Origin of the sequence: Pseudomonas sp. PICF141 (genome assembly GCF_002286815.1) — a bacterium.
Taxonomy (GTDB): Bacteria; Pseudomonadota; Gammaproteobacteria; order Pseudomonadales; family Pseudomonadaceae; genus Aquipseudomonas.
This window is the reverse complement of record NZ_MUNM01000059.1, coordinates 13,409-39,463: the sequence shown is the minus strand read 5'-3', so window position 1 is coordinate 39,463 and position 26,055 is coordinate 13,409. Positions and strand designations below refer to the sequence as shown.

18 protein-coding genes and 1 pseudogene are annotated in these 26,055 nt (G+C 58.7%); 7 read left to right on the top strand and 12 right to left on the bottom strand.

Annotated features, from left to right (window positions below):
* Positions 1-38: 38 nt before the first annotated feature.
* A complete protein-coding gene (locus tag BZL43_RS16740) occupies positions 39-1,340 on the top strand; it encodes a serine/threonine transporter (protein ID WP_095633334.1) in 1,302 nt (433 codons plus the stop codon).
* A gap of 355 nt (positions 1,341-1,695) precedes the next feature.
* Positions 1,696-2,010: a DUF3509 domain-containing protein gene (locus BZL43_RS16735; protein ID WP_095633333.1), complete on the top strand. Its 315-nt coding sequence runs from the start codon at positions 1,696-1,698 to the stop codon at positions 2,008-2,010.
* Here BZL43_RS16735 and BZL43_RS16730 read toward each other — a convergent pair.
* Positions 2,007-2,507 (bottom strand): phosphate-starvation-inducible protein PsiE, encoded by a 501-nt coding sequence (locus BZL43_RS16730; protein ID WP_095633332.1) that lies wholly within the window; start codon positions 2,505-2,507, stop codon positions 2,007-2,009. The two genes, BZL43_RS16735 and BZL43_RS16730, sit on opposite strands and share 4 nt — an antisense overlap.
* A gap of 338 nt (positions 2,508-2,845) precedes the next feature.
* On the opposite strand from BZL43_RS16730, the pseudogene BZL43_RS16725 reads away from it, so the two are divergent.
* Positions 2,846-3,085 (top strand): annotated as a pseudogene (locus BZL43_RS16725) (YebG family protein); the annotation flags it as partial.
* Positions 3,086-3,258: 173 nt separating this feature from the next.
* Here the strand turns inward: BZL43_RS16725 and BZL43_RS16720 are convergent.
* From BZL43_RS16720 to BZL43_RS16705, 4 genes are all read right to left on the bottom strand, one after another.
* A complete protein-coding gene (locus BZL43_RS16720) occupies positions 3,259-4,368 on the bottom strand; it encodes a dihydrolipoamide acetyltransferase family protein (protein ID WP_095633330.1) in 1,110 nt (369 codons plus the stop codon).
* 28 nt (positions 4,369-4,396) lie between these two features.
* On the bottom strand, positions 4,397-5,386 hold the full coding sequence (locus BZL43_RS16715; RefSeq protein ID WP_095633329.1) for an alpha-ketoacid dehydrogenase subunit beta: 990 nt from the start codon (positions 5,384-5,386) through the stop codon (positions 4,397-4,399).
* The gene (gene pdhA, locus BZL43_RS16710; protein ID WP_095633328.1) at positions 5,379-6,473 is read right to left on the bottom strand and encodes a pyruvate dehydrogenase (acetyl-transferring) E1 component subunit alpha; all 1,095 of its coding nucleotides are present in this window, start codon (positions 6,471-6,473) and stop codon (positions 5,379-5,381) included. Before pdhA ends, BZL43_RS16715 begins: the two co-directional genes overlap by 8 nt.
* 131 nt (positions 6,474-6,604) lie before the next feature.
* Positions 6,605-7,624 (bottom strand): Glu/Leu/Phe/Val dehydrogenase dimerization domain-containing protein, encoded by a 1,020-nt coding sequence (locus tag BZL43_RS16705; RefSeq protein WP_095633327.1) that lies wholly within the window; start codon positions 7,622-7,624, stop codon positions 6,605-6,607.
* Positions 7,625-7,807: 183 nt separating this feature from the next.
* Between BZL43_RS16705 and BZL43_RS16700 the strand changes: the two genes are divergently transcribed.
* Entirely contained in the window at positions 7,808-8,611 is an 804-nt protein-coding gene (locus BZL43_RS16700) for a SirB1 family protein (protein WP_095633326.1), read from the top strand.
* Between the two features lie 359 nt (positions 8,612-8,970).
* On the opposite strand, the gene maiA is transcribed toward BZL43_RS16700, so the two are convergent.
* From maiA to hmgA, 3 genes are read right to left on the bottom strand one after another with little or no spacing between them, the layout of a single operon-like run.
* Complete coding sequence (maiA, locus tag BZL43_RS16695) at positions 8,971-9,606, bottom strand: maleylacetoacetate isomerase (RefSeq protein WP_095633325.1); 636 nt, start codon at positions 9,604-9,606, stop codon at positions 8,971-8,973.
* A gap of 12 nt (positions 9,607-9,618) precedes the next feature.
* Positions 9,619-10,923: a fumarylacetoacetase gene (gene fahA, locus BZL43_RS16690; RefSeq protein ID WP_095633324.1), complete on the bottom strand. Its 1,305-nt coding sequence runs from the start codon at positions 10,921-10,923 to the stop codon at positions 9,619-9,621.
* 2 nt (positions 10,924-10,925) lie between these two features.
* Positions 10,926-12,230, bottom strand: coding sequence for a homogentisate 1,2-dioxygenase (gene hmgA, locus BZL43_RS16685; RefSeq protein WP_095633323.1), 1,305 nt, complete (start codon positions 12,228-12,230; stop codon positions 10,926-10,928).
* 163 nt (positions 12,231-12,393) lie between these two features.
* On the opposite strand from hmgA, the gene BZL43_RS16680 reads away from it, so the two are divergent.
* Positions 12,394-13,173, top strand: coding sequence for an IclR family transcriptional regulator (locus BZL43_RS16680; protein WP_095633322.1), 780 nt, complete (start codon positions 12,394-12,396; stop codon positions 13,171-13,173).
* 18 nt (positions 13,174-13,191) lie between these two features.
* On the opposite strand, the gene BZL43_RS16675 is transcribed toward BZL43_RS16680, so the two are convergent.
* The 4 genes from BZL43_RS16675 to BZL43_RS16660 all read right to left on the bottom strand — a co-directional run bounded on the left by BZL43_RS16675 (position 13,192) and on the right by BZL43_RS16660 (position 22,836).
* A complete protein-coding gene (locus tag BZL43_RS16675; protein ID WP_095633321.1) occupies positions 13,192-16,629 on the bottom strand; it encodes a dermonecrotic toxin domain-containing protein in 3,438 nt (1,145 codons plus the stop codon).
* A 165-nt stretch (positions 16,630-16,794) separates the two neighbouring features.
* Positions 16,795-19,350: a LuxR C-terminal-related transcriptional regulator gene (locus BZL43_RS16670; RefSeq protein ID WP_095633320.1), complete on the bottom strand. Its 2,556-nt coding sequence runs from the start codon at positions 19,348-19,350 to the stop codon at positions 16,795-16,797.
* Positions 19,351-19,651: 301 nt separating this feature from the next.
* Entirely contained in the window at positions 19,652-21,019 is a 1,368-nt protein-coding gene (locus BZL43_RS16665; RefSeq protein ID WP_095633319.1) for a DUF1329 domain-containing protein, read from the bottom strand.
* A 23-nt stretch (positions 21,020-21,042) separates the two neighbouring features.
* Positions 21,043-22,836: a DUF1302 domain-containing protein gene (locus tag BZL43_RS16660; RefSeq protein WP_095633318.1), complete on the bottom strand. Its 1,794-nt coding sequence runs from the start codon at positions 22,834-22,836 to the stop codon at positions 21,043-21,045.
* 868 nt (positions 22,837-23,704) lie between these two features.
* Here BZL43_RS16660 and BZL43_RS16650 point away from each other — a divergent pair.
* Both BZL43_RS16650 and BZL43_RS16645 read left to right on the top strand, forming a co-directional pair.
* Positions 23,705-25,768 carry an S-type pyocin domain-containing protein gene (locus tag BZL43_RS16650; protein WP_256582862.1) on the top strand — a complete coding sequence of 688 codons (2,064 nt, stop codon included), beginning with the start codon at positions 23,705-23,707 and terminating at the stop codon, positions 25,766-25,768.
* On the top strand, positions 25,765-26,019 hold the full coding sequence (locus BZL43_RS16645; protein WP_095633316.1) for an immunity protein: 255 nt from the start codon (positions 25,765-25,767) through the stop codon (positions 26,017-26,019). The genes BZL43_RS16650 and BZL43_RS16645 overlap by 4 nt, the downstream gene beginning before the upstream one ends.
* The last annotated feature ends 36 nt before the right edge of the window (positions 26,020-26,055 follow it).

Here is a 26,055-nt window from a genome sequence, read left to right as displayed (position 1 = left end):
ACGTGAGCCCGAGCAAGAATAATAACGAGGCAAAAACGATGACCGATGTACGTACACCTGCTGCCGATAATCCTGCTGTAGATCTGACACGTAATAGAGAAATAACCCACAAAGGCTGGAGCAAACACGACACCACCTGGATGCTTGGCCTCTATGGCACGGCGATTGGCGCCGGCACATTGTTCCTGCCGATCAACGCCGGCGTCGGCGGTTTCTGGCCGCTGCTGCTCCTGGCGGTGCTGGCCTTTCCGATGACCTTCTTCGCCCACCGCGGCCTGACGCGCTTCGTGTTGTCCGGGCGTTCCGGGGACATTACCGAAGTGGTGGAAGAACACTTCGGCATCGGTGCCGGCAAAGTGATCACGCTCCTGTATTTCTTCGCGATATTCCCGATTTTGCTGGTATACAGCGTGGCGCTGACCAACACCCTGAGCAGCCTCATGGAGCATCAGTTGCACATGACCCCGCCGCCTCGGGCAATCCTGTCGCTGGGGCTGATTCTCGGCTTGATGGCGATTGTGCGTTGCGGCCAGGGTGTCATCGTCAAATGCATGAGCGTGCTGGTTTACCCGTTCGTCGCGGCGTTGCTGCTGCTCGGCATCAGCCTGATTCCGAACTGGAACGGCGCGTTCTTCGCCACCGCCAGCGAAGGCATGCCGCTGCCGCTGTTCTTCCAGACCTTGTGGCTAGCGATTCCGGTGATGGTGTTTTCGTTCAACCATTCGCCGATCATTTCCGCGTTCGCCGTTGATCAGAAACAGCGTTACGGCGAGCAAGCCGAACGCAAAAGCAGCGGCATTCTCGCAATCGCCCACATCATGATGGTCGTGACGGTGATGTTCTTCTGCTTCAGCTGTGTGCTGGCCTTGTCCCCGGCTGATTTGGCCGCTGCGAAGGCGCAGAACATTTCGATCCTGTCGTACCTGGCCAACCACTTCCAGACACCGGTCATCGCTTACGCCGCGCCGTTGATTGCGTTGGTGGCGATCACCAAATCCTTTCTCGGCCATTACATCGGCGCCAGCGAAGGCTTTCAGGGCCTGATCGTGAAAAGCCTGCGTGGCCGTGGGCGCGTCATGTCCGCCAGTTGGCTGAACCGCATCACTGCGCTGTTCATGATCCTCAGTTGCTGGGCCGTGGCGACCTTCAATCCGAGCATCCTGGGCATGATCGAAACCCTCGGCGGGCCGATCATCGCGTGCCTGTTGTTCCTGATGCCGATGTACGCCATCCGCCGCGTGCCGGCCTTGCGCCAGTATTCGGGCCTGGCCTCGAACGTGTTCGTGGTGTTGATCGGTTTGATTGCACTGTCTGCGATCATTTACTCATTCATGCCCTGAAACGGGCAGGCAAAAAGAAGGCGGGCCAGAGTGCCTAATGCCGGTCAGTCAAGCGAGCAAACCGCTTTTCGTAGGAGCCAGGCTTGCCGGCGAAGGCGTTCTTAAGTGCGCTTTCGCCGGCCAGCCTGGCTCCTACAGATCCGATTTGTCCTTGACTGACTGGCATTAGCCAGAGTGCCCGCCACTTTTTTGCCGTGTTCATTGTTCGACCATTTTTCCGGCATGTCCCTTGCTATGTCTCCTACGCGGCACGGATGAAAGTACATGAACATGGAAGGCCGATGGTCTGGTGTGGCGAACTAATCCCGATCATGGCCGGTCAACAACTGCACGTTCAATCAGGCGGTGACGCATCATGGACAACCCCTTTCAACTCATTACCGATGCCTTTGCACCGGATTATCAAGTCAACCTGAGTATTCAGGGTCTGGACGGCAGCATCATGCTGACCCTCTCCAAAAATGGTCGCGTGGTGGCCAAACGGATGATCAGCACCGAACAGCGCAATGATCCCAAGCGCCTCAAACGCCTGGTGCAAAGCATTCAATTTGGCATCGCCATCGAACAAGGCCACAGCGCCGTGGCCATCCTTGAAGCCATGACCGACGGCGACAGTCGCACCCCGCCGCCCTTGGTCAAATCCCGGCCCCGACCTTCAATGGGGCTTTAAATCTCGCCCTTCTCCACTTCGGGATGTTCACCGGAACCCGCACCGATCTTGCGTTGCGGGTGTTCGATCTTCACCGAAGGAAACTGCGAGGAGGCGTAACGCACCACCAGAATCGCAAACGCCAGCAGCAGAATCCCGCCGCACAGGTAGATGATTCCCAGGTCCGGTGGATTGTGGTGCGAGACGTTGGAGATGAGCAGGCGTGTCAGTGCGGTGATCGCCACATAAATCAGGAAGCGCACCGGCATGTGGTTGGTCTTGAAGTAAATCCCGACCATCGCCCCCAGTTCCAGGTAGATGAACAGCAGCAAGATGTCATCGATCTTGATATGCCCCTTTTCGAGCATTCCGAGGAATTCCATCACCGCCGCCCACGCGGTCACTGCTCCGATGGCAAATAGTGCCAGGTAGTGGAAGGTTTCGACGAACAGGTTGCCCAGGGACTCGGCCAGTTGGTGCACGCTCTGCCGCAGGTTCTCGGCCCAGTTGATTTTCACTTTGATTGTTCCTTAGCTCGGTTCGAGCGGATGATGCGGGATGGACGTGACGGTTGTTCTGCATGCAGAAAAAAGGCCAGATAGTGTGGGTGAGATGGTGGCTGCGTGACATGAGACACGTTGGTGGTGGTTGGACGGACGCCATCGCGGGCAAGCCCGCTCCCACAGGGTTCAGCGGTGCTCGCGATGGGAGCGGACACGGTTCACCTGACAAACCCTGAATTCGGTCTACATTAAAAAGCCACTACCCAAAGCGCAGGGATTCGCTTATCCTTTTCGCTGTATATAAATACAGTGGTCGAAACAGACAACTAATGTAAAGGCATGTGAGGTGGTGAATGGCCGTCGAAGTGGTATACCGCAGCAGCCGAGATCTGGAGCGCTTGTTCATGGATAAAGCCGAAGCTGACCGTCATGACAAAATGCTCGAACTGGCCGAATTGCTGGCTGAAGTGTTGCAAAAAGCCGTTCCGTCCCTGACCGAACAGCAAGTGGAAGAAGCCGGGATCTACATGGCGAAGAACCGCGATGTATTCGCCAAGGCATTCAAGAGCCAGCCGGACGCATTGTCCGAACTGTTGAATGTACCCGCCGAAGCCATTGAACCTGTTAAAGCCACTGAACCTGTTGAAGCAGCGAGCGCTGAGCCGACCAAGCCAGCCAAAGCCGCCAAGACACCCAAGTAAGCAATGCCCGAATTGAATAGGCCCTGAGTCAAATGGCTCAGGGCCTTTTTCATGCCGGCGGGAACCTAGACCTCGGGTTGTTCCAGCGCCTCGACCAACGCCTTGAAGAACCGCGCCGCCTCGCCGCCGGTGACCACACGGTGATCGAAGGTCAGGGACAGCGGCAGGATCGGATGCACCACCACCGCGCCTTCGACCGCCACCGGTTCATCGCGGATCGCCCCGGCGGCGAGGATCGCCACTTGCGGTGGCACCACCACCGGGTTGGCGTAGCGGCCGAACAAGGTGCCGAAATTCGACAGGGTCAGGGTCGCCCCCATCATTTCCTGGGGCGGGATCGAGCGCGCCTGCACGTCGGCCCGCAGACGCATCACACCTTCTTTCAGATCCGCCGCCGTGCGATGGCCTACATCGCGCAGCACCGGCACGAACAAGCCGTCCGGCGTGTCCACGGCAATGCCCAGGTCGAGTCGTTCATGTTGTTTGAGCGCCTGGGTTTTGCCATCGAAGGCACTGTTGAGCACGGGCTCTACGGCGCAGGCCGCCGCCATCGCCTTGGCCAGACGAATCAATGGTTCTCGCGCCTGCCCCCAGCGATGCAGATCGGCATCGCCGAAGATCGTCACCGGCACCACTTCGGCATGGGACCTGGCCATGTTCAGCGCCATGCTGCGTCGCACCCCGCGCAGTTTTTCGCCGCCGAAACGTTCACGTTCCGTCTGGGCTGCGTTTTCCACGTCGCTGCGGGTGATCTGACCTTCCTGGCCGGAACCCGTCAAGCCGCTCAGTTCAACGCCGAGCTGCCGCGCCAATTGACGCACCGCCGGCGTGGCACGGCTCGCCAGATGCTCACGAGTCGAAGGCGCGGCGCCGATAAAAAATGCATCTTCCTGATCCGTGCCGCCGCCCTCCAGCCGCCCGACCACAGTGCCCGCATCGGCTTCGCCTTCGTAACCGAGCAGAGGTTCGCCAACGTGAAGGATGTCGCCCGCGCCACCAAAGGTTTTCGCCACCACACCATCGTAGGGCGCGGGAATGTCCACCAGCGCCTTGGCGGTTTCCACCGACACCAGCAGTTGGTCGGCCTTGACGGTATCGCCGACCTTGACGTGCCAACGGACGATCTCCGCTTCCTGCAAGCCTTCGCCCAGATCCGGCAGTTTGAAATATTTCATCGCAACCTCCTCGGCCTCAGGCGTGTGTTCAGGGGTAGTGCTGCATGACGGTGTCGCAGGCATGAAGAATGTCTTCGACGCCGGGCATGTACAGCGATTCCCGTCGATACAGCGGCGGCGGAATGTCTGGCGCGGTGACTCGCTGGATCGGTGCCTGCAATTCCAGAAACACCCGTTCGTAGAGACTGGCGGCGATTTCCGCGCCGACCCCGCAGGAGCGCGGTGCTTCATGCACGATCACGCAGCGACCAGTCTTGCGCACCGAGGCTTCCATCGTGTCGAGGTCCAGCGGTTTGATACTGGCGATATCGATCACTTCCGCCGAGACGCCCTGCTCGGCCAGTTGTGTGGCGGCTTGCAGGGTTTCCATCACACTGGCGCCCCAACTGATCAAGGTAATGTCGCTGCCTTCACGCAAAGTGAAACAGCTGTCCAGCGGCAGGCGCTTGCCATCATCGAGCAGCGGTTGCGGGTTCATTCGATAGAGTCGGGTGGGTTCGAGAAAGATCACTGGATCCGGGTCGTCGATGGCCGCGAGCAACAAGCCATAAGCCCGGGCCGGCGAGGACGGGACCACCACCCGCAGCCCCGGAATGTGCGCGAACAGTGCTTCAGTGCTTTCGCTGTGATGCTCCGGCGCGCGAATCCCTGCGCCCATGGGCGAGCGCATCACCATCGGGCAGGTAATCCGCCCGCGCGTGCGATTGCGCATGCGGCTGGCGTGGGACACCAGGTGCTCCATGGTGGCGTAGATGAAACCCATGAACTGGATTTCCACCACCGGTTTCAGGCCTTGGGCCGCCATGCCCACCGCCAGCCCGCCGAGCATGGTTTCGGCCAGCGGCGAGTCGATCACCCGCTTGAAACCGAAGCTGTCGCGCAGGCCCAGCGTGGCGCGGAACACGCCACCATTCACCCCGACATCCTCACCGAGGACGATGACGTTCTCGTCTTCGCTCATGGCTCGATGCAACGCCAGATTCACCGCTTCCAGCAGCGTCACTTTGCCGTTACTCATCGCTCGAACCTCCTGTCCGGCGCGCCACCCGTTCCAAAAACTCTTCGCGCTGTTCGGCCAGGGCTTGTGGCCATTGCGCGTAGACGTAATCGATGACCGATTCCGGTGCCTGCATTCCCGCCGCTTCGAAGTTATCCACCGCCTGCTGCACCAAGCCCTGGCATTCGCTGACCAGCGCCTGCTCACGGCCTTCGTTCCACACGCCCTGCCCGGCCATGAAACGTTGCAGGCGTTTGATCGGTTCTTCAAGCCAGGCCTGCTTGACCTCGCCCGCCGACCGGTAGCGCGTGGCATCGTCGGCGGTGGTGTGATCGCCAAGGCGATAGCTCAAGCATTCGAGCAACACCGGGCCTTTCCCGTGGCGCGCCCGTTCAAGGGCCGCTTGCACGCGGTCGTAAACGGCGAGTATGTCGTTGCCATCGACTTGCTCGCCGTGGAAGCCGGCGCCCATGGCTTTCTGCGCCAGGGTCGGGGCGCCGCACTGGATTCGTCGCGGCACCGAGATTGCCCATTGGTTGTTGTTGATCACAAACACCACCGGCAACTGCCAGGCGCCAGCGACGTTGAGGGCTTCGAGGAAATCACCTTTGCTGGTTCCGCCGTCGCCGCACGTAGTGACAGCGACCCGATGCTCGCCACGGATCTTGAAGGCGCTGGCGACGCCGCAGGCGTGCAGGGCCTGGGTGGCGATCGGCACACAGATCGGGAAATCCTGGGCCACCGCCGGGTCGGCAAAGTCGCTGCCACGCTCGTCGCCGCCCCAATACAGCAGGATTTCTTCCATGCGCACACCGCGCATCAATTGCACGGCAGTGTCGCGGTAATACGGGATCAGTACGTCTTCGGCGTGCATCAGGCTGCCGATCGCAACGCCTATGGCTTCCTGGCCCAGAGTCGGCGCGTAGGTGCCGATGCGCCCGGTGCGTTGCAAGGCGACAGCTTTCTGATCGAAAAGGCGGGTGAGGACCATTTGCCGATACAGACGCGTCAACAAATTGAAATCGTCGGACCAGGCAGGAAGATCGCCAAGTGGCTGGCCATCAGGGGATAAAAAACGGGTGTACGGCAGCTCAACCTTGTGAAGCATCACAGGGCTCCTGGCACGCGGGAGTCGGCGTGCATTGTTCAGCCCGACGCTTGTGACGCGGGGCTTGAAGAGCAAGTCGACCGGATAGGCCCTCACTCCTTCATTGGTTCAAACTGTTGATCAGTACAACATCAGCGGTATAGCACTTTCTCCGCCAACTCATCTGCCACCCGGGCCGGAGAGCGTTTTTCCGCCTGGGCATGGGCGAAGACTTCGGTCAACCGTGAACTGATTTTCGACAGGTGCGCGGTGATGGTCGTCAGCTCTTCCCCGCGGTGTTTGAGCGACACGTAGATCAGCCCGCCAGCATTGATCACGTAATCGGGCGCATACAAAATGCCCCGACGTTCCAGCTGATCGGCGATGCCGATATGGATCAACTGGTTGTTTGCCGAACCTGCGACCGCCGCGCAGCGCAGTTGCGCCACGCTGTTGCTGTTAAGCACACCGCCCAGACCGCACGGGGCGAGTATGTCGCACGGTGTGCTGAGCAGCGCATCGTTGGCGATTGGATGAGCGCCCAATTGCTCCATGGCCAATTGCACTTTGCCTTGGTCAATGTCGCTGACCAACAGTTCGGCACCGGCCGCATGCAGCTGTTCGGCCAAGGCAAAACCGACATTGCCCAGGCCTTGAATGGCGATGCGCAAGCCTTCGAGATTATCGCTGCCCAGACGGGCCATGGCAGTGCTGCGAATACCGGCGAATACGCCCATGGCGGCGTGCGGGGCCGGGTCGCCCGCGGCGGTGGTGCTGGTGACGAATTGGGTCTGTTGGGCGATGCAATCCATGTCCGCCACGGAGGTTCCGGCGTCGATGGCGGTGATGTAGCGACCATCGAGCTGATTGATCCAGCGCCCGAACGCTTCGAATACCGCGGCGCGGTTTTCCACATGGGCCGGGCGAACAATCACCGCAACACCACCGCCCTGAGCCAGGCCGGCCAGGGCCGCCTTGTAACTCATGCCTTGAGCAAGGCGCACCGCATCCTCGATCGCGGATTCATCGGTGGGGTAAGCAAGGTAACGACACCCGCCCAGGGCAGGTCCCAGACGGCTGTTGTGGATGGCAATCACCGCCTTCAACCCGGTGACCGGATCGACGCTCAGGTGCAGCGATTCAAGGCGAGTGCTTTGCATGAGAGCGAACATCGTAGGGCTCCCGAATCACTTCTTGTAGTCGCCAGTATAGGCTTGTGCACAAAAATTGCAGAAACGCCCCGGAATAAGCGGCGTCGCTTTTCAGGCTTTCGGACATAACCTGCTACCGCCTGTGCCCGACACTGGACGAAAGCCCGCGACGGGGCTAAAACGAGGCATTCTCCGGAGATTTTGATGACCCCGCGCCAACGTTTTTTCGACTGTCTGCAACGATCACCGCCCGCGCTGTTCGAGGCGGCGCTGTGGATGGCCGTCGAACACGATAAGGAACTGAATCCGGAGGCGGTGCTGGCGGATTTCAAGGACCTGCAGCAACGGGTCAGCTACGGGTTGCCGATGCTGTCGGTGAGTGAGCTGGCCCAACCGTTGTTGCGCCGAATGAATGACCTGGGGTTCGCTCAGGACGATTCCACGCCCTTGCGCCCGCAAGTGGCGTTACTCAATAAGGTGCTGGAACGCCGGCGAGGCCAACCGCTGGCGCTGGGCCTGATTGCACTGGAACTGGCCAGAAGGCTGGAGATTCCCATGGTCGGCGTCAACTTTCCCGGGCATTTCCTGCTACGGGTACAAGGCGCCGATCACTTGCTCGACCCGTGCGGTGGGCGACGGCTGTACCCCAACGACTGCCGGGAGTTACTGCAACGCCAGTACGGCCCGAACATGCAACTCAGCGCCGAGCATTTACTGACGGCTGAACCGGTGCAGATGCTGCAGCGGCTGTCACGCAATTTGCGCCAGTTGTACCTCACGAATGATGACTACATCGACGCCCTGATCGACGCCGAGCGCGTGCTTGAATTGGGCAACGCCTGCGCCTCCGACTACCTGGCCCGGGCCAGTCTCTATCAACGGCTGGACTGCCCGAATGCCGAGCGTTTTGACCTGGAACACGCGCTGCTGCTCTGTGACGACCCGATCCAGCGGATTCGCCTGACCGAACGGCTCGGGCATTTGCCACCGAAATCGGTCGTGCATTAATCACCGCTCCCAGTAGGCGCCAGGCTTGCCGGCGAACCAGGCGCATCGGTCTATCAGGAATACCGCGTTATCGTTCTTCGCGGGCAAGCCTCGCTCCTACGAAGGTCAGATGCGATCACCGCGCCCTGTAGGCGCCAGGCTTGCCGGCGAACCAGGCGCCTCGGTCTATCAGGAATACCGCGTTATCGTTCTTCGCGGGCAAGCCTCGCTCCTACAAAGGTCAGATGCGATCCAACCGATATCACCGCGCCCTGTAGGAGCCAGGCTTGCCGGCGAACCAGGCGCCTCGGTCCATCAGGAATACCGCGTTATCGTTCTTCGCGGGCAAGCCCGCTCCCACATCAGGTCTATGTGAGCCATTAAGGGGTATCGGGCTGATTCGCCGGATGGGCCAGGAAAAAGGCCGGATGGGTCGCCGCCAATGCCGCCACTCGACGAATTCGCGGATAGGCCTCAAGGGAAATATTGAAGCGCTCGGCCGCATACAACTGCGGGATCAAATAAACGTCCGCCAGCCCCGGCTGATCGCCAAAGCAGTAACCGGTGTCACCGATCAATTGCTCCACCGTCGCCAATCCTTGCCTGATCCAGTGACCGATCCACTCCACTACCTGCGGCTCATCGTGCCCCAGCTGCCGAAGCTTGTTGAGCACGCTGACGTTGTGCAGAGGGTGAACATCGCAACCGATCACCGCCGCCACGCCACGCTCATGAGCGCGGGCGACGAGGTCTTTGGACAGCAATGGCACCTGTGGATAACGTTCCTCCAGGTACTCGATGATCGCCGGTGACTGGATCAGCAACTCGCCTTCGTCGGTGCGCAAGACCGGCACCCGGCCTTGCGGGTTGATGCCCAGATAGGTCGGCTGCCGATGTTCGCCCCCTTGCGGCGCGATAAGGTTGATGGGCAGCGCCTGGTAATCCAGCCCCTTCAACGCCAGCGCAATCCGCACCCGGTAAGACGAGGTCGAACGGTAGTAGGTATAGAGTTCCATGACCCGATCCTCTTAGCGCGCTGGCAGCACTTTGCCACGGCATTCGCCGAAACCGATCGAAGCAAAACCCTCGCGGCGGCAACGCGCGCGCAAAATGATTTCGTCGCCGTCCTCAAGGAATTTACGCACCTCGCCCGAGGCCAGTTCGATCGGCTTTTTACCGCCCTCGGTGATTTCCAGCAGGCTGCCGAACTGCCCGTTTTCAGGACCGGACAGCGTACCCGAACCGAACAGGTCACCAGCCTGCAACTGGCAGCCGTTGACGCTGTGGTGCGCAACCAGTTGGGCAACGGTCCAGTACATGTGTTGGGTGTTGCTGAGGGTCAAGCGCTGGGCGGGTATATTTTGCTCGCGCATCGACTCGGTCAGCAGCAGCACTTCGAGTTCGATGTCGAAAGCACCGGCGGCCTGATCGCGTTTGTCGAACAGGTATGGCAACGGCTGCGGATCGCCTTCAGGGCGTGCAGGCTGCGCACGACGGAACGGCTCCAGCGCTTCTGCCGTCACCACCCACGGTGAAATGCTGGTGATGAAGCTCTTGGACAGGAACGGCCCCAGCGGCTGATATTCCCAAGCCTGGATGTCGCGCGCCGACCAATCGTTGAGCAGGCAGAAACCGGCGATGTGGTCGGCGGCGTCACCGATGGCGATCGGGTCGCCCATCTCATTGCCCGGACCGATCCAGATACCCAGTTCCAGTTCATAGTCCAGACGTGCGCACGGGCCAAACGTCGGCTCGGTCTGGCCGGCCGGCAGGGTCTGACCTTTCGGACGGCGAACGTCAGTGCCGGACGGGCGAATGGTCGAGGCGCGGCCGTGATAACCGATGGGCACGTACTTGTAGTTCGGCAGCAACGGGTTGTCCGGGCGGAACAGTTTGCCGACATTCTGCGCATGCTCGATGCCAACGTAGAAGTCGGTGTAGTCGTTGATCTTCGCTGGCAAGTGCATTTCGCAATTCGCCGCCAGTGGCAGCAGTTTGGCACCTTGGGCTTCGATTTTGCCGTGCAGGGTGCTGCCTTCCTTGAACAGCTCGATCAAGCGTTCACGCAAGGCCACGCGTGCCTCGCGACCCTGTTCGAAAAACGCATTCAGCTGACCGCCACGGGTGGCTTCGACTGCGGCGCGCGCAGCGCCCTCGAACAGCCCGGCCTCCAGTGCCGCTTCCAGATCAAAGATGTGGTCGCCAATGGCCACGCCACTGCGCGGCGCGGAGCCCTTCACGCTGAACACGCCCAACGGCAGGTTTTGCAGCGGGAAGTCCGCGTGGCCGTTGGCGGAAGCAACCCAACTACGAGTGATGGAAGTCTGAGTCATGGTTATCTCCGGGTCGGGTCGAAAGTCGCGGGCAGCGTGGCCCAGCAGGCGTCGTAATTGTTTTGCAGTTGTGGGCAATCCAGGGCGAATCGGCTCGGGCGCAACACTTGGCTGGTCTCGAACATGAAGGCCATCGTGTTGTCGATTTTAGCCGGTGCCAGTTGCGCGTTGATCGCTTTGGTGCAGGTCTCGCCGTCGGGGCCGTGGGCGCTCATGCAGCTGTGCAGCGAAGCACCGCCAGGCACGAAGCCTTCGGCCTTGGCATCGTATTCGCCTTGGATCAGGCCCATGAATTCGTTCATCAGGTTGCGGTGGAACCACGGCGGACGGAATGTGTTCTCGGCGACCATCCAGCGTGGCGGGAAGATCACGAAGTCGAGGTTAGCCAGACCGTGCACGCTGGTCGGCGAAGTCAGGACGGTGAAAATCGACGGATCCGGATGATCGAAACTGACCGTGCCAATGGTATTGAAACGGCGCAGGTCATATTTGTACGGCACGTTATTGCCGTGCCAGGCGACCACGTTCAGCGGCGAATGATCGAGCTCGCAGCCCCACAACTGACCGAGGAATTTCTGCACCAGCGTGGTTGGTTGCTTAAGGTTTTCGTAATGAGCCACCGGCGTCAGGAAGTCTCGCGGATTAGCCAGACCGTTGCTGCCGATCGGCCCCAGATCCGGCAGGCGCAGAGGGGCGCCATGGTTTTCGGCGATATAGCCACGGGCTTGCGGATCGAGCAGTTCGACGCGGAATTTCAACCCGCGAGGCAGAACAGCGATTTCCAGCGGTTCCAGCTCCAGCACGCCCAGTTCGGTGGCGATGCGCAAGCGGCCCAGTTGCGGTACCAGCAGCAATTCACCATCGGCATTGAAGAACACCCGTTCCATGGAACGGTTGGCGCAGTAGTTATAAATGCTGATCCCGGACGGCTTTTCCGCGCCCGAGTTGGCGGCCATGCTCACCAGCCCATCGATGAAATCAGTGGGCTCGGTCGGAATGTCCAACGGGTTCCAGCGCAGGCGATTGGGCGTTACCTCGCCCAACGGGCCACCGGCCAGTTGCCGATCCAGTTTGACGAATGCCGGGTGATTGGCCGACGGCTGAATACGGTACATCCAGGTCCGCCGCGCTTCGCTGCGAGCCATGGTGAACGCCGTGCCGGAGAACAGTTCGGTGTACAGGCCGTAAGGGGCTTTTTGCGGGGAATTCTGGCCGACAGGCAATGCGCCGGGCAACGCTTCGCTGCTGAATTCGTTGCCAAAACCTGACTGATAAGCCAGCGCTGGCGCCGTTGAATCGAGGTTCATGGAGCCTCCTGAACGGGAGTTGGCAATGGCCTGTCACTCTGCGGCAGAGGGATTGGCACGCCTGGGTTATTTTTATCGTAATTCGATTACGCATAACGTAATTTGATTGGTATTGACCGTCAAGCTATAAAGACGCCCATTCGTCCCGGGATCACACCGCCTCATGACCAGCGAAAGCAACGGTAAACAGAAAGTCCGCTCGGCCGAGGTCGGCACCGATATCCTCAAGGCGCTTGCCGAGCTGTCGCCATCGACCTCGTTGTCGCGTCTGGCCGAACACGTGCAAATGCCGGCGAGCAAGGTTCATCGCTATTTACAGGCGCTGATCGCCAGCGGTTTTGCCGAGCAGAACCCCGCCACCAACCATTACGGCCTGGGCCGTGAGGCGCTTCGGGTCGGTCTGGCTGCCCTGAACAGTATGGACGTGCTGAAAGTCGCCGCCCTGCCCCTGGCTGAACTGCGCGACGATTTGAATGAGACCTGTTTTTTGGCGGTGTGGGGCAATCAGGGCGCGACCGTGGTGCATATCGAACCGGCAGTGCGGGCAGTGACGGTGGTCACGCAATTGGGCTCGGTCCTGCCGTTGCTCAGCTCCTCGACCGGGCTGGTGTTCAGCGCCTATTTGCCACACCGCGAAACCGATGAGTTGCGCGATCTCGAAGTTCGCGCTGTCGACATGCATCCGCTGGCCGATGAGCGGGCTTACACCTCATTGTGCGAGCAGATCCGCGAACGCGGCTTGCACCATGTTCACGGCTTGCTGATGCCCGGCGTGGATGCGTTGTCGGCGCCGGTGTTCAATACGGTCGGACAGGTAGCGGCGGTGATGACCATTGTCGGCCCGGCCTCGTTGTTCCATGCCGATGAAAACGGCCCGGCGGCGCAGCGGTTGTTGGCGGCGACGCGGGCCGTGAGTTGGCGGATGGGGTATCAGCCTGAGTAACGGCAAGACCTGGCAGGATCACTCTGTGATTCGGGTTTCACTGTCCTGAATGAGGTACGCGGATGTCACCGCAGTGACATAACCAACGCCCACCGGAACGCCAGTCGCGGTCGACACAATTTCGGAGATGTCCTTGATCCGCGACAACAGGCCCACCGCCGAAGTCGACGTGCCAATTCCCGCGACGATGCCCACATACAAGAGGATGGTGCCTCTCCACGCCGAGGCGAGGTAGGCTTTGCCGGCATCTTCATCTCCCAGGCTGTAGGCAATCACACCCTGAACGATCGAACGCGTGATACGCAGGACGCTGGCCACCAGAGCCACCGGTGGGATAAACAGCGAGATGACATCTACGACCAGTTCTGCGCCGATCATCACGTTACGCCAGAAGATTTCCCCACGCGTGCTCGTCTGATAGTCGACGTCGTAGATAAGCCGCGACACCATACTGTCGTATTCGAACCTGAAGTGGGACACAAGGTAACTGTCTCGCAACCTTGGCGTCGGCAAGGCATCTGAAGCGTTGCGGCAACTGTCGACAAAACGTTGCACTACGCCTCTGTCTTCCAATCTGACAAGGCCGACAACCTGATCGCCCAGTGCGTATCCCTTCAAGTCCTGGGTCAATGACTCAATGGGACGAAATGCCAGGCCATCCGGTGCTTTCGGAATGTAGATCAAGTATTCCAACCTGCCAGCCACGTTGCGCCCGAACGTATAGGCACCCTCCAACCGTCGCCCCTCCAGCGCCAGCGTATAAACGCCTTCGCCTGGGGCGCCCCCCGTCGGCAACGGAACCGTACGATCATGATCCAGATCCTCGATCAGCCCCTTGAGCCAATTGAAGCGTTCACCGGAAAGAGAGCCCTGAATCTTTTGTGTCAATGCCGCCCTGAGCATTTCGTTCTGCACGGTCTTGCAGTAAAGCTTTGCTTTCAGATCATAAGAAGGCGTTGTCAGAAAACCCTGCCGTAGGTACTGCTCATATTTCTCACCCGGCATTAAGTTGATCAGCGCCGTGACAGCGGCCTCATTCAAGCGCCCCAGCGATGAGTTATCCAGGGAACTGAACGCCACCGGTTCATCAGCCCGCCAAATCTGCCACTGTATGAACACATTGGTGAGTGTCATCCAATCGTGTCCACGCAATTTGACGCTCACCCGATCCGGGTCGATTTCCGGATGTGGGCCGGATCGACGCAGATAATCGTTCAACGCTTTCATGACCAGTTTTCGCGAGAAGGCGGCAAGCGTTTCAATGTGCAGTAGTTCTTTTGACACCTGGTAGATGGCTTTGAAATCTGTGTTCAGCCTGGTGAAAAGTTCGCGATCTTGTGGCGCGGCTTTCCTGTACCAATCGGGTGTGACCACCTGTTCTTCGGCAATTTCCCAGCCGACAATAGTGTGGATGGCGCCCATCAACGGTCCATCTTCCATCCGGCTGGCCCATTTCACCAAAGTGACACCGCCCCACCACCAGGGCTGGAACACCGGCCCCGGTTCGACGTAGGAAAGATAATCCTTCACGAACTGCTCACGATCCGTACTGAAAGCCTGCCCGATCAGGAAGTCGCGATCGCGCTGCTCGAAACCCCACGCAATGAACTGTCGCTTCAACGCCATCAGATCGGGGAACTCATACCATAGCTGCCCCGTCGGTGCGCCAGGCGCATAGAGCACATGCATCGAAAGATCGGGCATTGCACCTCTGGCACGGTAAACGATCATGTCTTTGAACGGTCGGTAATAGCTGCGAAAAGCAACGCCGCATGCCTCCACTGCCGGATCGCCAAACAGATAGCGCTGGGCGATGTCCTGTGCTTGCGGGCCGATATGTTTTTGAAGCAGCGCGGCGAAGTTGCTCAGTGCAATCTGTTGACTTAGTACTTCTCGCAGGGCGTCCTTAACTTGCGGATCGTTAAGGTGATTACTTCGTTCAGTGGCGTACCTCAAACGCAGATCAAATTCCCGGATGGCCTTTTCGATATGGGACGCTGACAGTCGTGGGTTGTAATGGAATTCTTCAAACTGAATCGTGTATCGCCCTGCAACATCATGCACACCGTACATGAATAGCTGTGTCAGGGTTTTACGCTGAACATGCTCGATGTTCCTGGCGCCCATACGCACCGAATGCTTTACCGATACCCAAACGGTATCGGGGTCAACGCGATTGGTATCGCCCTGGGAGATATGTTCTTCGACGATACGCCGCACATAGTCCTGAAAGGAGGACAGCCCCCCCATTGCCTCATGCAATGTCACCTGACTGCTGAGTAACGCCCGTTCCAAAGCGGCAAATGTTTGCTGATGGGGGGTGGACGCGTCCTTCAGCCATTGCGGCCTGGCGTTCATCGTCATCAATGCGAGCAGACGTGCGGTGCGGCTCTTGGCATCACTGTTCAACTCATACAGGCGTTGAGTCTGCTCAATGGATTGGATGATGCCTGGCAGATCTGCCGCGGGCTCCAGCAAACGGCGAATGCCATAAGCAACATCACGCCGTTGTTTATCCAGCAGGTTGTCGATGACATTCTGGAAAATTTCGCCATGGGTTTTTAAATAGCGGATATCAGGCACACTGATGACCTGTTCAGCATCCTCCAGTGAAATATCCTTGAGCAACTGCGCCCGGCTGTTCGGATCGCTCAGGCGCTGTTCCAGCGAGCGGTGCATTATTGCCGATGTCTGGAAAGTTTCCAGCCCGTTTGGGGGGGTGTAAAGGATGACCCAATCATCATTGGCAGGTACAAGCTCATCCATGGACCGGCCACTTGAATACATGACAAAACAACAAGCCAGCGTTGCAAATCGTCCGTTTTCCAGCTCCAGAGAAAGACTGTAAGCCGGCGTCTGGGGGTTATCCCTGATGTAAACTTCGTAGCTCTTTCCCAGGTCCGCCCCCACCCCTTGCATTTGTACCGTTGCTTTCAACTCTTGCCAGAAAAGCGCCGCATACACGTCCCGCAAATCCCTGCTGCGAGAGACCGATTCACGACCTTGGGCATCCCTGCCCAGAGGTGCCGCCCAGTATTGCTCCAGAACCTGCGTGTATTTTTGTCCCAGCGCACCCAGCACATCGCCGATCAGCGCCCCCAGGGCAACCACGTCCAGACCGTCGACCCGGTCCAGCTCATCCATGGAGTCGGGCCAGTCATAGACGCCGTACTGATTCGCGTCGTAAACAGGAGCGCGCCCACGACTCAGGCATTCCATGAACACGTCCATGAACAGACCGGTCGGTTCCTGATTCGCAATGCCTGAACGTCGGGCATTGATGTAAGTCTTGCTGATGTAGACCTCCGGCAACAATTGCTGAAGTTCCTTTAACAAAACGTCCTGCACGATTGATTTAAACGATGGGGCTTTGTTCACCACTGCTTCCAACGCGGTAGAACTTTCAACCACCTTTGCAAGACTTTCTTGTATCAACGGTGTTTCCTGAATACTCATATACACTTCCATTAATGCACCTTAAAAAATCAGACAACGAAACATTGCCTGAACCCAGTGCAATTAACTTACCGCAGTCAAAACCAATAATAATATCCACCACTCTTTGCAAAACATTAAACAACCCAGATATCAAAACAGACGCACAACAAAATTAAAAAACAATTAACCGCACAACCCCAGCGTTCTTGCCCTTGCCACTGCATGCGTCCTGCGTTCAACACCTAACTTTCCATGAATCCGTCGGACATGTGTTTTAACGGTATGTAATGAGATGAACAACTTATCAGCTATTTGTCGATTCGAATTTCCTGACGCAATCAACTCAAGCACTTCCACTTCCCTCAGGCTCAGTGGACTTTCATTAATATCCTTGTCAGGCAATGGCTCGTTATTATCGATCCGGTGCAGTTCCGACAAGAGACCGGGACAGCGCCTGTTCAACTGCGCCAACAACGACTGCACGTTACAACGGTTCGCCTTCGCTAGACCTTTTTCGAAAAACTGCCGGGCCTTCCCCTGTTCGCCCAGCATGAAGGCCGCTTCGGCCATCGCCAACAGAAGCTCGGCTTCCAGGCTGGCCATCCCGTTCGCTTGTGTGTCCTCAAGCAGCGTGGCGAGTCGAGCCAAGGGATCCGCCACCCGTTGCAGTTTGATCTCGGCCAGAATCAACAAACACTCAATCCGTGGAATCAACTCCAGTGTCGCCGGGGGGGCCTGCCGGGCCTGTGGCCCCCGATAGTGTTTGAGCACCCGGCTCAACGCCTCATGCGCCAATTCGGGACGCCCCTGTTGCAACCAGCACTGACTGCTGACCTGCAACAAGGCACTGCGGTAGACCGTGTCGGGAATCTGCCGCTGCTGCATCAATCGCTCGGCATCGCGCAGGCGAACGAAGGCTTGGGCGTAGTCGTCCTGATTGGCCGCCAGTTGTGCCTGCCCGAGAAAACCGTACAGCGCACGTTTGTCATGGTTGCGAACGCAGTCCTCCAGCCCGGCCTGAAAAAAATCCGCGGCCTGTTCATCCAGCCCCTGACACAAGGCCAAGCGCCCTCGACGCAAGGCAATTCGTCCCAGTAGAGGCACTGCTCGGTCTGATTGCAGGCAAAGCAGTTCATGCATATTGGCGAGCAGATTTTCAGCGCGCCCGGGAGCCCCCCGCTGCTCCAGCAATTGCGCATGATCGAGTTCCATCAAGCCCTCGAACACCAGCGAACCCTGCGCCCGCGCCAGGCACAGCGCCTCGCGGTTATGGGCTTGCGCCACATCGAGTTCGCCCCTCAGCAGCGCTTGTTGGGTCAGACCGGACAAGCACATCAGACGCGCCGTCCAGCAGTCGGGATCGAGCGCGCTCAATGCATCAAGAAAGTGGGCGCGCGAAGACTGCATTCGTCCCTGCAAATGCAGTAACCAACCCTGCAGGGCCTGCCAGCGTGCAATCAATTGACGCTGCAGCACCGCCGAGGGTTGAGGCGTGAAATACGCCAAATGAGCAATGCAGGCAGTCGCCTGTTCGAAACGCCCGGCGAACAACAACGCTGCGGTAATCAAGCCCACCAACTGCGGGCTCCCTAGCGTCAGTTCTTCGCCTTGCTGCTCATGCAAACGCAGCAACAGCACGACCGTTTGCTCTTCGAACAAGTGCTCGAAACTGAAATGCTGCAACAGGCTGACCGCCACTTCGTATTCCTCGGCGAGCAAGGCCTGTTCGAAAGCCGATCTCCAGTCCTGTTCAGTACAGAACCACTGGCAGGCGCGCCGATGCCAAGAGCGTCCCGCCGGCCATTGTTCGTTGCGCAATAACTGGGTGAAAGGGGTAAAAATCTGCAGCCAGTCGCTGGAGTCTTGCCAAGGCTCGATAAAGCAACCCAGCGCTTGCAAGGACCGCAAGTATTGAGCGCCCTCCCCGGCCCCGAACAGGTGATCGCACAATCGGGCATTGAAGCGGGGCAAGTGGGCCAGTACGCGCCAGGCCTCACTCAATTCAGGCGTCAGTGAGGTGAATAACTCATGCTCCAGATAATCGAGCAAGGTGGCGGCCCGTCCCAGGGAATTGTCCTGACGTGACCAGTCGCACTTGTGCAGCAATGCAATCCGTACCCCGGCACACCAGCCGCCGGTGCGCTGGATGATCCGACCCGCCACCTTGGCGGCTTGCTCGGGTACCCAGGGCTGCAATATCTGCTCGACTTCACCTCGGGTGAACGCCAGCGAAGCGCTCTCGCACTCGTATAACTCAGCGTCGAGCAGCAACCTTGGCCAGTTGCATTGCGGCCGGCGTCGGGTACCCAGCCACCAGGTCAGCATCGGGCTGCTGATCGCCAGCATGCGATCGAGTAACGGGTCCAGCTCCGGATTCGGCAGACGGCAATAGTCATCCAGAAACAGCCAGGCGGGTGTCTGCAATCGCGCCAGACCGTCCAGCAACCCGGGTTCATCCGATGAGGCCAGCCCCAACGTTTCTGCCAGACGCTGACGAAAATCCGCCGCGCTCCACGCCACGCCAGACATGGGCAACCAATGCACCCGGCATTGGGTTGGCGCCTGCAACAGGCATTCAGCGAGCAACGCGCTCTTGCCACTGCCGGCGGGTGCACAGAGTAATTTCACCCGGGCCGTCGAAGCCAATAACGGCTCGCTCAAACGAGCCCGCAACAGGTGATGAGAGGACAGACGGGGCAGGAATCCAGAACGGTCCAGACACGGAGTCATGGCGGTCATTGCGGCGTGCCTTTTTATAATTGTCCGGCCACCGTAGTCCTCTGTAACCCGCTTGTTGAGAAGTATTCAGGACGCTGATTGGCGCCCATAAAAAGCGAGCCAGTTAAGCAATTTCAGCCACTACTCGTCGTAGCAGTTGCCGAGCCCGCGAGGCTGCGTTCGGCTGCGCAGCAGTCGTAAAATGAGAAATTGCGGTACGTCAGGCAGATTGCATCAGCCAGACTCACGACTGCTTCGCAGCCGAACGCAGCCTCGCGGGCTCGGCAGCTGCTACGGATCGCATTACGGCTTGAATGTGTCTCTACCGAACACCCTCGGCGCGCAGGGCCGACGGAGTGTAGTCCGCAGACTTGGCGTTGAAGCCGAATTCGAAGCTGTGCTTCTCTTCGTTCTTCATGCCCAGGGCAATGTATCGGCCGGCAATGATGTCGTAGAGCGCCTCCAGGGTGTAGGCCGGGGTCTGGTGATTGTAGTAATACTGGGCGTGACCTTCGGCCACTCGCCACAGTTGACCGCGACCGTCGTAATGATCCGCCAGCGCTACTTGCCAGCTGTCTTCGTCGATGTACATGTGGCGTTTGGCGTAGATGTGCCGCTCGCTCGACTTGACCGTGCCGACCACTTCCCAGACCCGGTGCAATTCATAACGGGTCAGGTCCTGATTGATGTGCCCGGCCTTCACCACGTCATCGTACTTGAGGCTCGGCGAGTCGAGTTTGTAGCTGTTGTAAGGAATGTACATTTCCTTTTTGCCGATCAGTTTCCAGTCGTAGCGATCAGGTGCACCGGAAAACATATCGAAGTTATCCGACGTGCGCAGGCCGTCAGCGGCGGTGCCCGGCCCGTCGTAGGCCACTTGCGGCGCGCGACGTACCCGACGCTGACCAGCGTTGTAGATCCACGCCAGGCGCGGCTCTTTCACCTGGTCGAGGGTTTCATGCACCAGCAGCACGTTACCCGCCAACCGCGCTGGCGCGGTCACCGACTGCTTGAAGAAAGTCAGCACGTTGGCGCCTTTTTCCGGGTCCAGGTCCTTCATCAATTGCGGTACGGCAATCTCTTCTTCGAAGCGGATCGGCGTGTAGCTGCCGTTGGTCTGTGGGGTCACCTGAGTAATGATGCGTCGCAGGTTACCGCCGTGATAACGGGTGATGTGGTTCCACAGCACCTCGACGCCATTCTTCGGAATCGGGAACGCGTAGTAGCGGTTGCCGGTGAAATTGGCCAGGCCGTTACCGTCGTTGATGCTGTTCACATTCAGCGCGCTGCGCTTGGCCGACTCGTAGATTTCCGCCGGCAGCCCCACGGTGCGATGGGTCGGGTAGACCGGGATCTTGTAGGTTTCCGGGTAGCGTTTGAACATCGCCACCTGGCCATCCGAGAGCTTGTCCTTGTACTTGGCAACCGTCGCGGCGGTGATGGTGAACAGCGGTTTTTCATTGGCGAATGGGTCAGCCAGGAAGCCTTTGCTGTCGACAGCGCCGGCGTTTTTCGGGATGCCACCGGTCCACGCCGGAATCGAGCCGTCGGCGTTGCCGGCTTTCTCGGCGCCCAGCGGCGTGAGTGTGCTGCCCAGCTTGTTGGCTTCTTCCGGCGAGACCGCCGCCATCACGTTGGCGGCCAGCAGGCTCAGGGCCAAGGCGCCACATTGCAGAATCATCTTGCGCATTAACATTATCCTTCTCAGCCAGATCAGAAGTTCACACCTAAGCTCAGCGCCAGGAAGTCACGGTCTTCCAGGACGTTGTAGTCACCGCCGAAGAAGTCGGTGTAACTGAGGCTCGCGGTATAGGTGTTGCGGTAATCGGCATCGACACCGACGCTCACCGCCTTGGCGCCTTCGTTGAACAGCCCGTTGGGGCCGTAGCCGGCGACGTCGTGGGACCAGGACAGATTCGGTTTGAGGTTGACCCCGCCGATGGCGTTGGCGTAATCGAGAATCGCCCGACCGCGGTAACCCCAGGAGGTGGACGTGACAAAGCCTTCCGTGTCGCCGCCAAAGCCGTATTGGCCGTAGACCGAATCCCGGCCATAACGCAGCGTGTCGCGCGACTCCAGGCCCCCCACTCGTACCACGGCGGCTTCACCGACCAGTGTCAGGCGTTCAGCACCCAGAACCTGGTCGAAAAAGTGCGTCAGGGTGCTTTGGACCTGGGTCACTTCCTTGCGCCGATAACCCGTGTTGTCGGCACCTGGCCGGGTCGCGACAGGCGATGCGGCGCCGCCGGCGATCGGGTTTAGCAACGCCAGGGTCAGGTCGTTGGTATTGACCTGCACCGGAGCGTTGGGCCGGTAGCTGATTTCGCCGGTCCAGGCAGTGCCGGTGGGCAACGTGGTGGAGAAGCTTGCGCCGTACAGACGAATGTCCTCGGGGTATTCGAGGTAATACTGGCCGCGCCCGAGCATTACGCTTTGTGCCAGCCCCGAACCGCTGCCCGGAGCCAGACGGTTGGCAATGCTGACCATGCCCGGCAGGCTGGCCAGTGTCGACAGCCCCGCGGTGGTAGTGCCGACGCTGGGTGTGCGACTGTGGTAGTTCATGAAGTAGAGGCCGTACTCGGTGTCGTCACCGAGCCAGCGCAAGGCGGTGCCCCACTGCCCTGAATCCCGGGCATCGCGGTCGCCGCCACGGGGCACGATGACGCCCTCGCCGGTGACCTGAATAGGTTGGCCAAAGGCTGACGCCAGCGGCGCCAACGGGGCAATCGCCGGGCTGCCGACGGTGTAACCGTTATTGCAGCCGTCCGCCGCCACGTCGACGCCGAAGAAAGTGCCGCAGTTGTCGAGCACCGTCTGGTCCCACTCCAGTTGGTAGAAACCTTCCACCGTGAGCTGATCGGTCAGGCCTTGGGAAGCGAACAGCATGTTCACCGGAATCAGGCCTTCCTTGATCTCCGCCCCCGGACGACGGAACGCGGAAACGTCGACCGGGTTGATGCTGTTGATAGAGTTGCCGATGAAGGTACTTTCACCCCAACTGACCACCTGCTTGCCGGCGCGCACGGTGCCCGGCAGATCGGCAATGGAATAGTTGTGATAGACGAATGCATCGAGAATCTGTGCGCCCGAAGACTTGGCGCCTTCTTTGCGACCGCTGTCGCTGATCTGCTTGAACTCGCGGTCTTCGTCCTTCAGCTCGAAGTCGTACCAATACTTGCCACGGACGAACACGCCGGTGTCGCCGTATTTCAATTCGAGGTCGTGGATACCTTTGAAAATCTTGGAGAAGGTCTCGCCTTTCTTGAAGTTCAGGCGCCCGTCATCACCGGTCGAAGACTGGCCCGTACCGCCGTTGACGCTGCCCACCAGCGACTTGTCGGCATCACGCATGCCCCAGCTCGCGCCGACCGACAACGAGGAATCGAACTGCCCCTCGATTTCGCCGATGTTGAATGAAACAGCCTGCGCCTGGGCACAACAGCCCAAGGCCACCGCAGCGGCCAGCGCTTGCGGTTTGAAGATGGCGCGCATTGTTATTTTTGTCATGCGTCTTCCCCAGTGAGTGACAGAAGGCCCCACCCTACTGCCGTGCGCCGATAGCGATAAGCGCACCAAGGAGGTATTCGCGTTGTACCTCCAAAGGATGAATGTCCGCCTGGGACGAGGGTTTGCGCGAGGTATGGATGGGCTGGATGGAGGATTATCAGCGCAGCGCATGGGACGCGGTTGAATCGGGCGCGTAGCCGCTGCCGAAGACCGCATTCGCCTGTAGCAGCTGCCGAGCTCGCGAGGCTGCGTTCGGCTGCGCAGCAGGCGTAAACCCTGAACCCACAGTGTGCCTGACAGAACGCAGTACCTGATTTTGCGACTGCTTCGCAGCCGAACGCAGCCTTCGGCAGCTGCTACAAAAAGCCGGCTTGCGACTGTTGCTCAGACTGCAACAGAGCATGTCTGGAATCGCTATTTTTCCTTTGCGCTCAAGCCCTTATTCTTGCCGGGCTTTCACGGCAAACGGCCTGAAAGCATGAAGCGTTGGGGATGATGGCCTCCAACAGAATCCAGATGATTTGAAGCATTATTTTCGACTCATCGCCCCGTGTTCACTGACGTTGATTTATTGCTCCTTGATCCAACGTCTTGCTTTGGCCGCTGCGTTTGCAGCGGCCTTTTTTATGGGGGATGGTTTTGTGGTGATAGCGTCTCCCATTGCTTCTGAAGACAGCTTTGAAAGATCTTTCCTGCAACAGCATGGGAAACGTCTTTTTATGCGAAGGAACATCCTGCCTTCATTTCTACCCCATCGAAACTTCCGCTTCTTCTATATGTAACTCCTTACAACACTCTCAGACTCGTCCCTGCGGCTTCTGCTGTAACGTTAAATTGCGCAAAACAATCGCTTACTAAGAATACTTTCTTGAATACAGCGCACATTCAAAAGGATATGAATATGCAAAAACCTCCACCATTGGTGTTAACTCAAGCTGTGCATACCACAGCAATAGCGCCTCCGGGCGTACACCCCGTACCCGCCACTTCACCACACTACCCTAATAGCGGACATTTCGGCTTCCAGCCGGCAGTCGGGACAATCTTGAACAAATTGCGGAGCACCACCAAGACTTCAGAACAGGAGTTTCAAGTCCGATCCAGTCAACTACCCCAAACTATCGAGCAAGAACTGGCAGCCACAAGACTCGAGGGATCGACTCACCCGCTTCCCCCTGCCGAGGCAATCATTCGCGAACTGGGGGTGCGCAACACGCTTCTGGCGCGCAAGACCGCCGACTTTCACCACAAAACGGCGATCGCCAATAGTTTTTATGGCGTAGACCCCATCGGCAAGCCTTTGCAGGCGTTCTATCCAAAAGCCTTGACCCTGGAGAAGCCAGTTCCCGCGAATGGTATCGCGATACAAGCTTGGATGACCTCGTACAAGGCAGCATACGAGGCAAGGCTGCTGTCGCAAACCATCCAGATGCTGAATCAGCAACACGTCAACGTACTCAACTGGCTGGCTGCCGTGCAAGCCAATGATCAGGCGCGATTGGCGGCTGAACAGGAAGCCCGTCGGGTCGCGGCCGAATTGGCCCAAATCAACGAGCAAGCCGCCATCCGTGCCCGGGAGCAGACACGGCTTGCGATGCTGGCCGAGGCCCAACGACTGGCTGTCGAACAAGCACGGGTTGCCGCCGAAGCCGCCGCGCGACAAGTCGCTGCTGAACAGGCACAGCTTGCAGCATTGGCCGAGGCTCAGCGCCAGGCAGAACAGCTTCGCGTTGAAGCTGAACGGCAGGAGCATGAGAAACAGCAGGCGGCTTCAGCAACCCTGCGTGTATATCCCGCTGTGGGAGCGACCGCCTCTTCCAGCCCGGTATTTTCCTTCGCCTCGACCGCCGTCATCCTCGCTCCCGAAACATCGGCCGCGATAATCACCGCACTGCGTTCGGCATTGCAGGTGGCAACTGCGGCAGGCGCCGCGACACTGGGCTCGGTATTGATCGGTTTCGCCGCTTTGCTGACGCCTTCGCGCCTGGGAAACGACGAACGCTTTACGATGAGCATACCGCTCGCGGAACTGACGTCAGAAAGCGCACCGTCACTGCGAGCGATAGCGGACCGGCAAGGAACACTGGATCTGCCGGTCGGGATTGGCTACAGACCCATTGGCTCAGGCGCAGAGGTGTTTGTCATCACCGCCGACGGGTTCGATATTCGCCCCAGCGTTCCGGTGAGGCACGCCACATTCGATGCGCAGAACAACGTTTATCGGCTAAGCCTGCCTGACTCGCCAACCAATACCCTGACCTGGACGCCCGCCGTCACGCCGGGTAACAGCTCGACCGAACGGCCGATTGTTCAGGCTGATACGCCGACGTATCCCGGAATCCCAATCGTGCCGCTCGAAGGGCGTCTGGATTTGCATCCCATACTGGTGGAGGGTTGGGACTGGTCCATCATCGTCTTTCCAGATGATTCGGGTATTGCGCCGCTGTATGTCGTTATCAGCAGTCCCTATCAAGGGGCTTACGTCAAAGGTAAATACAGCGGGCGTCTTTTCAATCCGGAGCTGGCGGGTGGACCGATACTCGATCTGGACTGGCGCACGGCTGTCATTACCCAAACCGGAATTGATGCAGTGAAATTACACATCGCACGGCTCGATCAATCGGACGCCAACGACATAATGGTTCGACGCCTAGAAAAAATTCTGAGCCAACACGGAAAAGTAACTGACACAGATTTACGCTACTACACTCATGAGATACGAGAACTAGAGCGTTACAGGGCGTTCGGCTATAGCGACACCGCATCTCCTTCCGACGAGTCTCAAATATGGAACAATGCACATACGGCTACTCTTGAGGACTACAAGCTAGGAAGCGAATTGACACTTTTGTATAGCGAAGAAGCAATCAGCGCAATGAATGCACAAGACCAAAGAGAGTACGAAAAAGACATGAGGAGCTTCGAACAATGAGCCCTATCGAACAAATCATCAAAAACGAATCGGTAGAAGATGTCGTTTCGTATTTCGCGCTTTTCAGGTCTGCCCAAGCGGTCGACAGAATGTATGGGCGACACCGCCAGGAGATAATTTTAAATGGTGAACTGGTAAACACTTACAACTCGCTCTTCAGCGATGGCGTACTGGCTAGCGATGAACATGGAAAAACCGTAAAGGGACCGAACTGGAAAGCCCCTCAGTTTATTACCGAAAATAAATATTAACAAGCAACTCGGCCACCAAGCCTCAGCTTGGTGGCC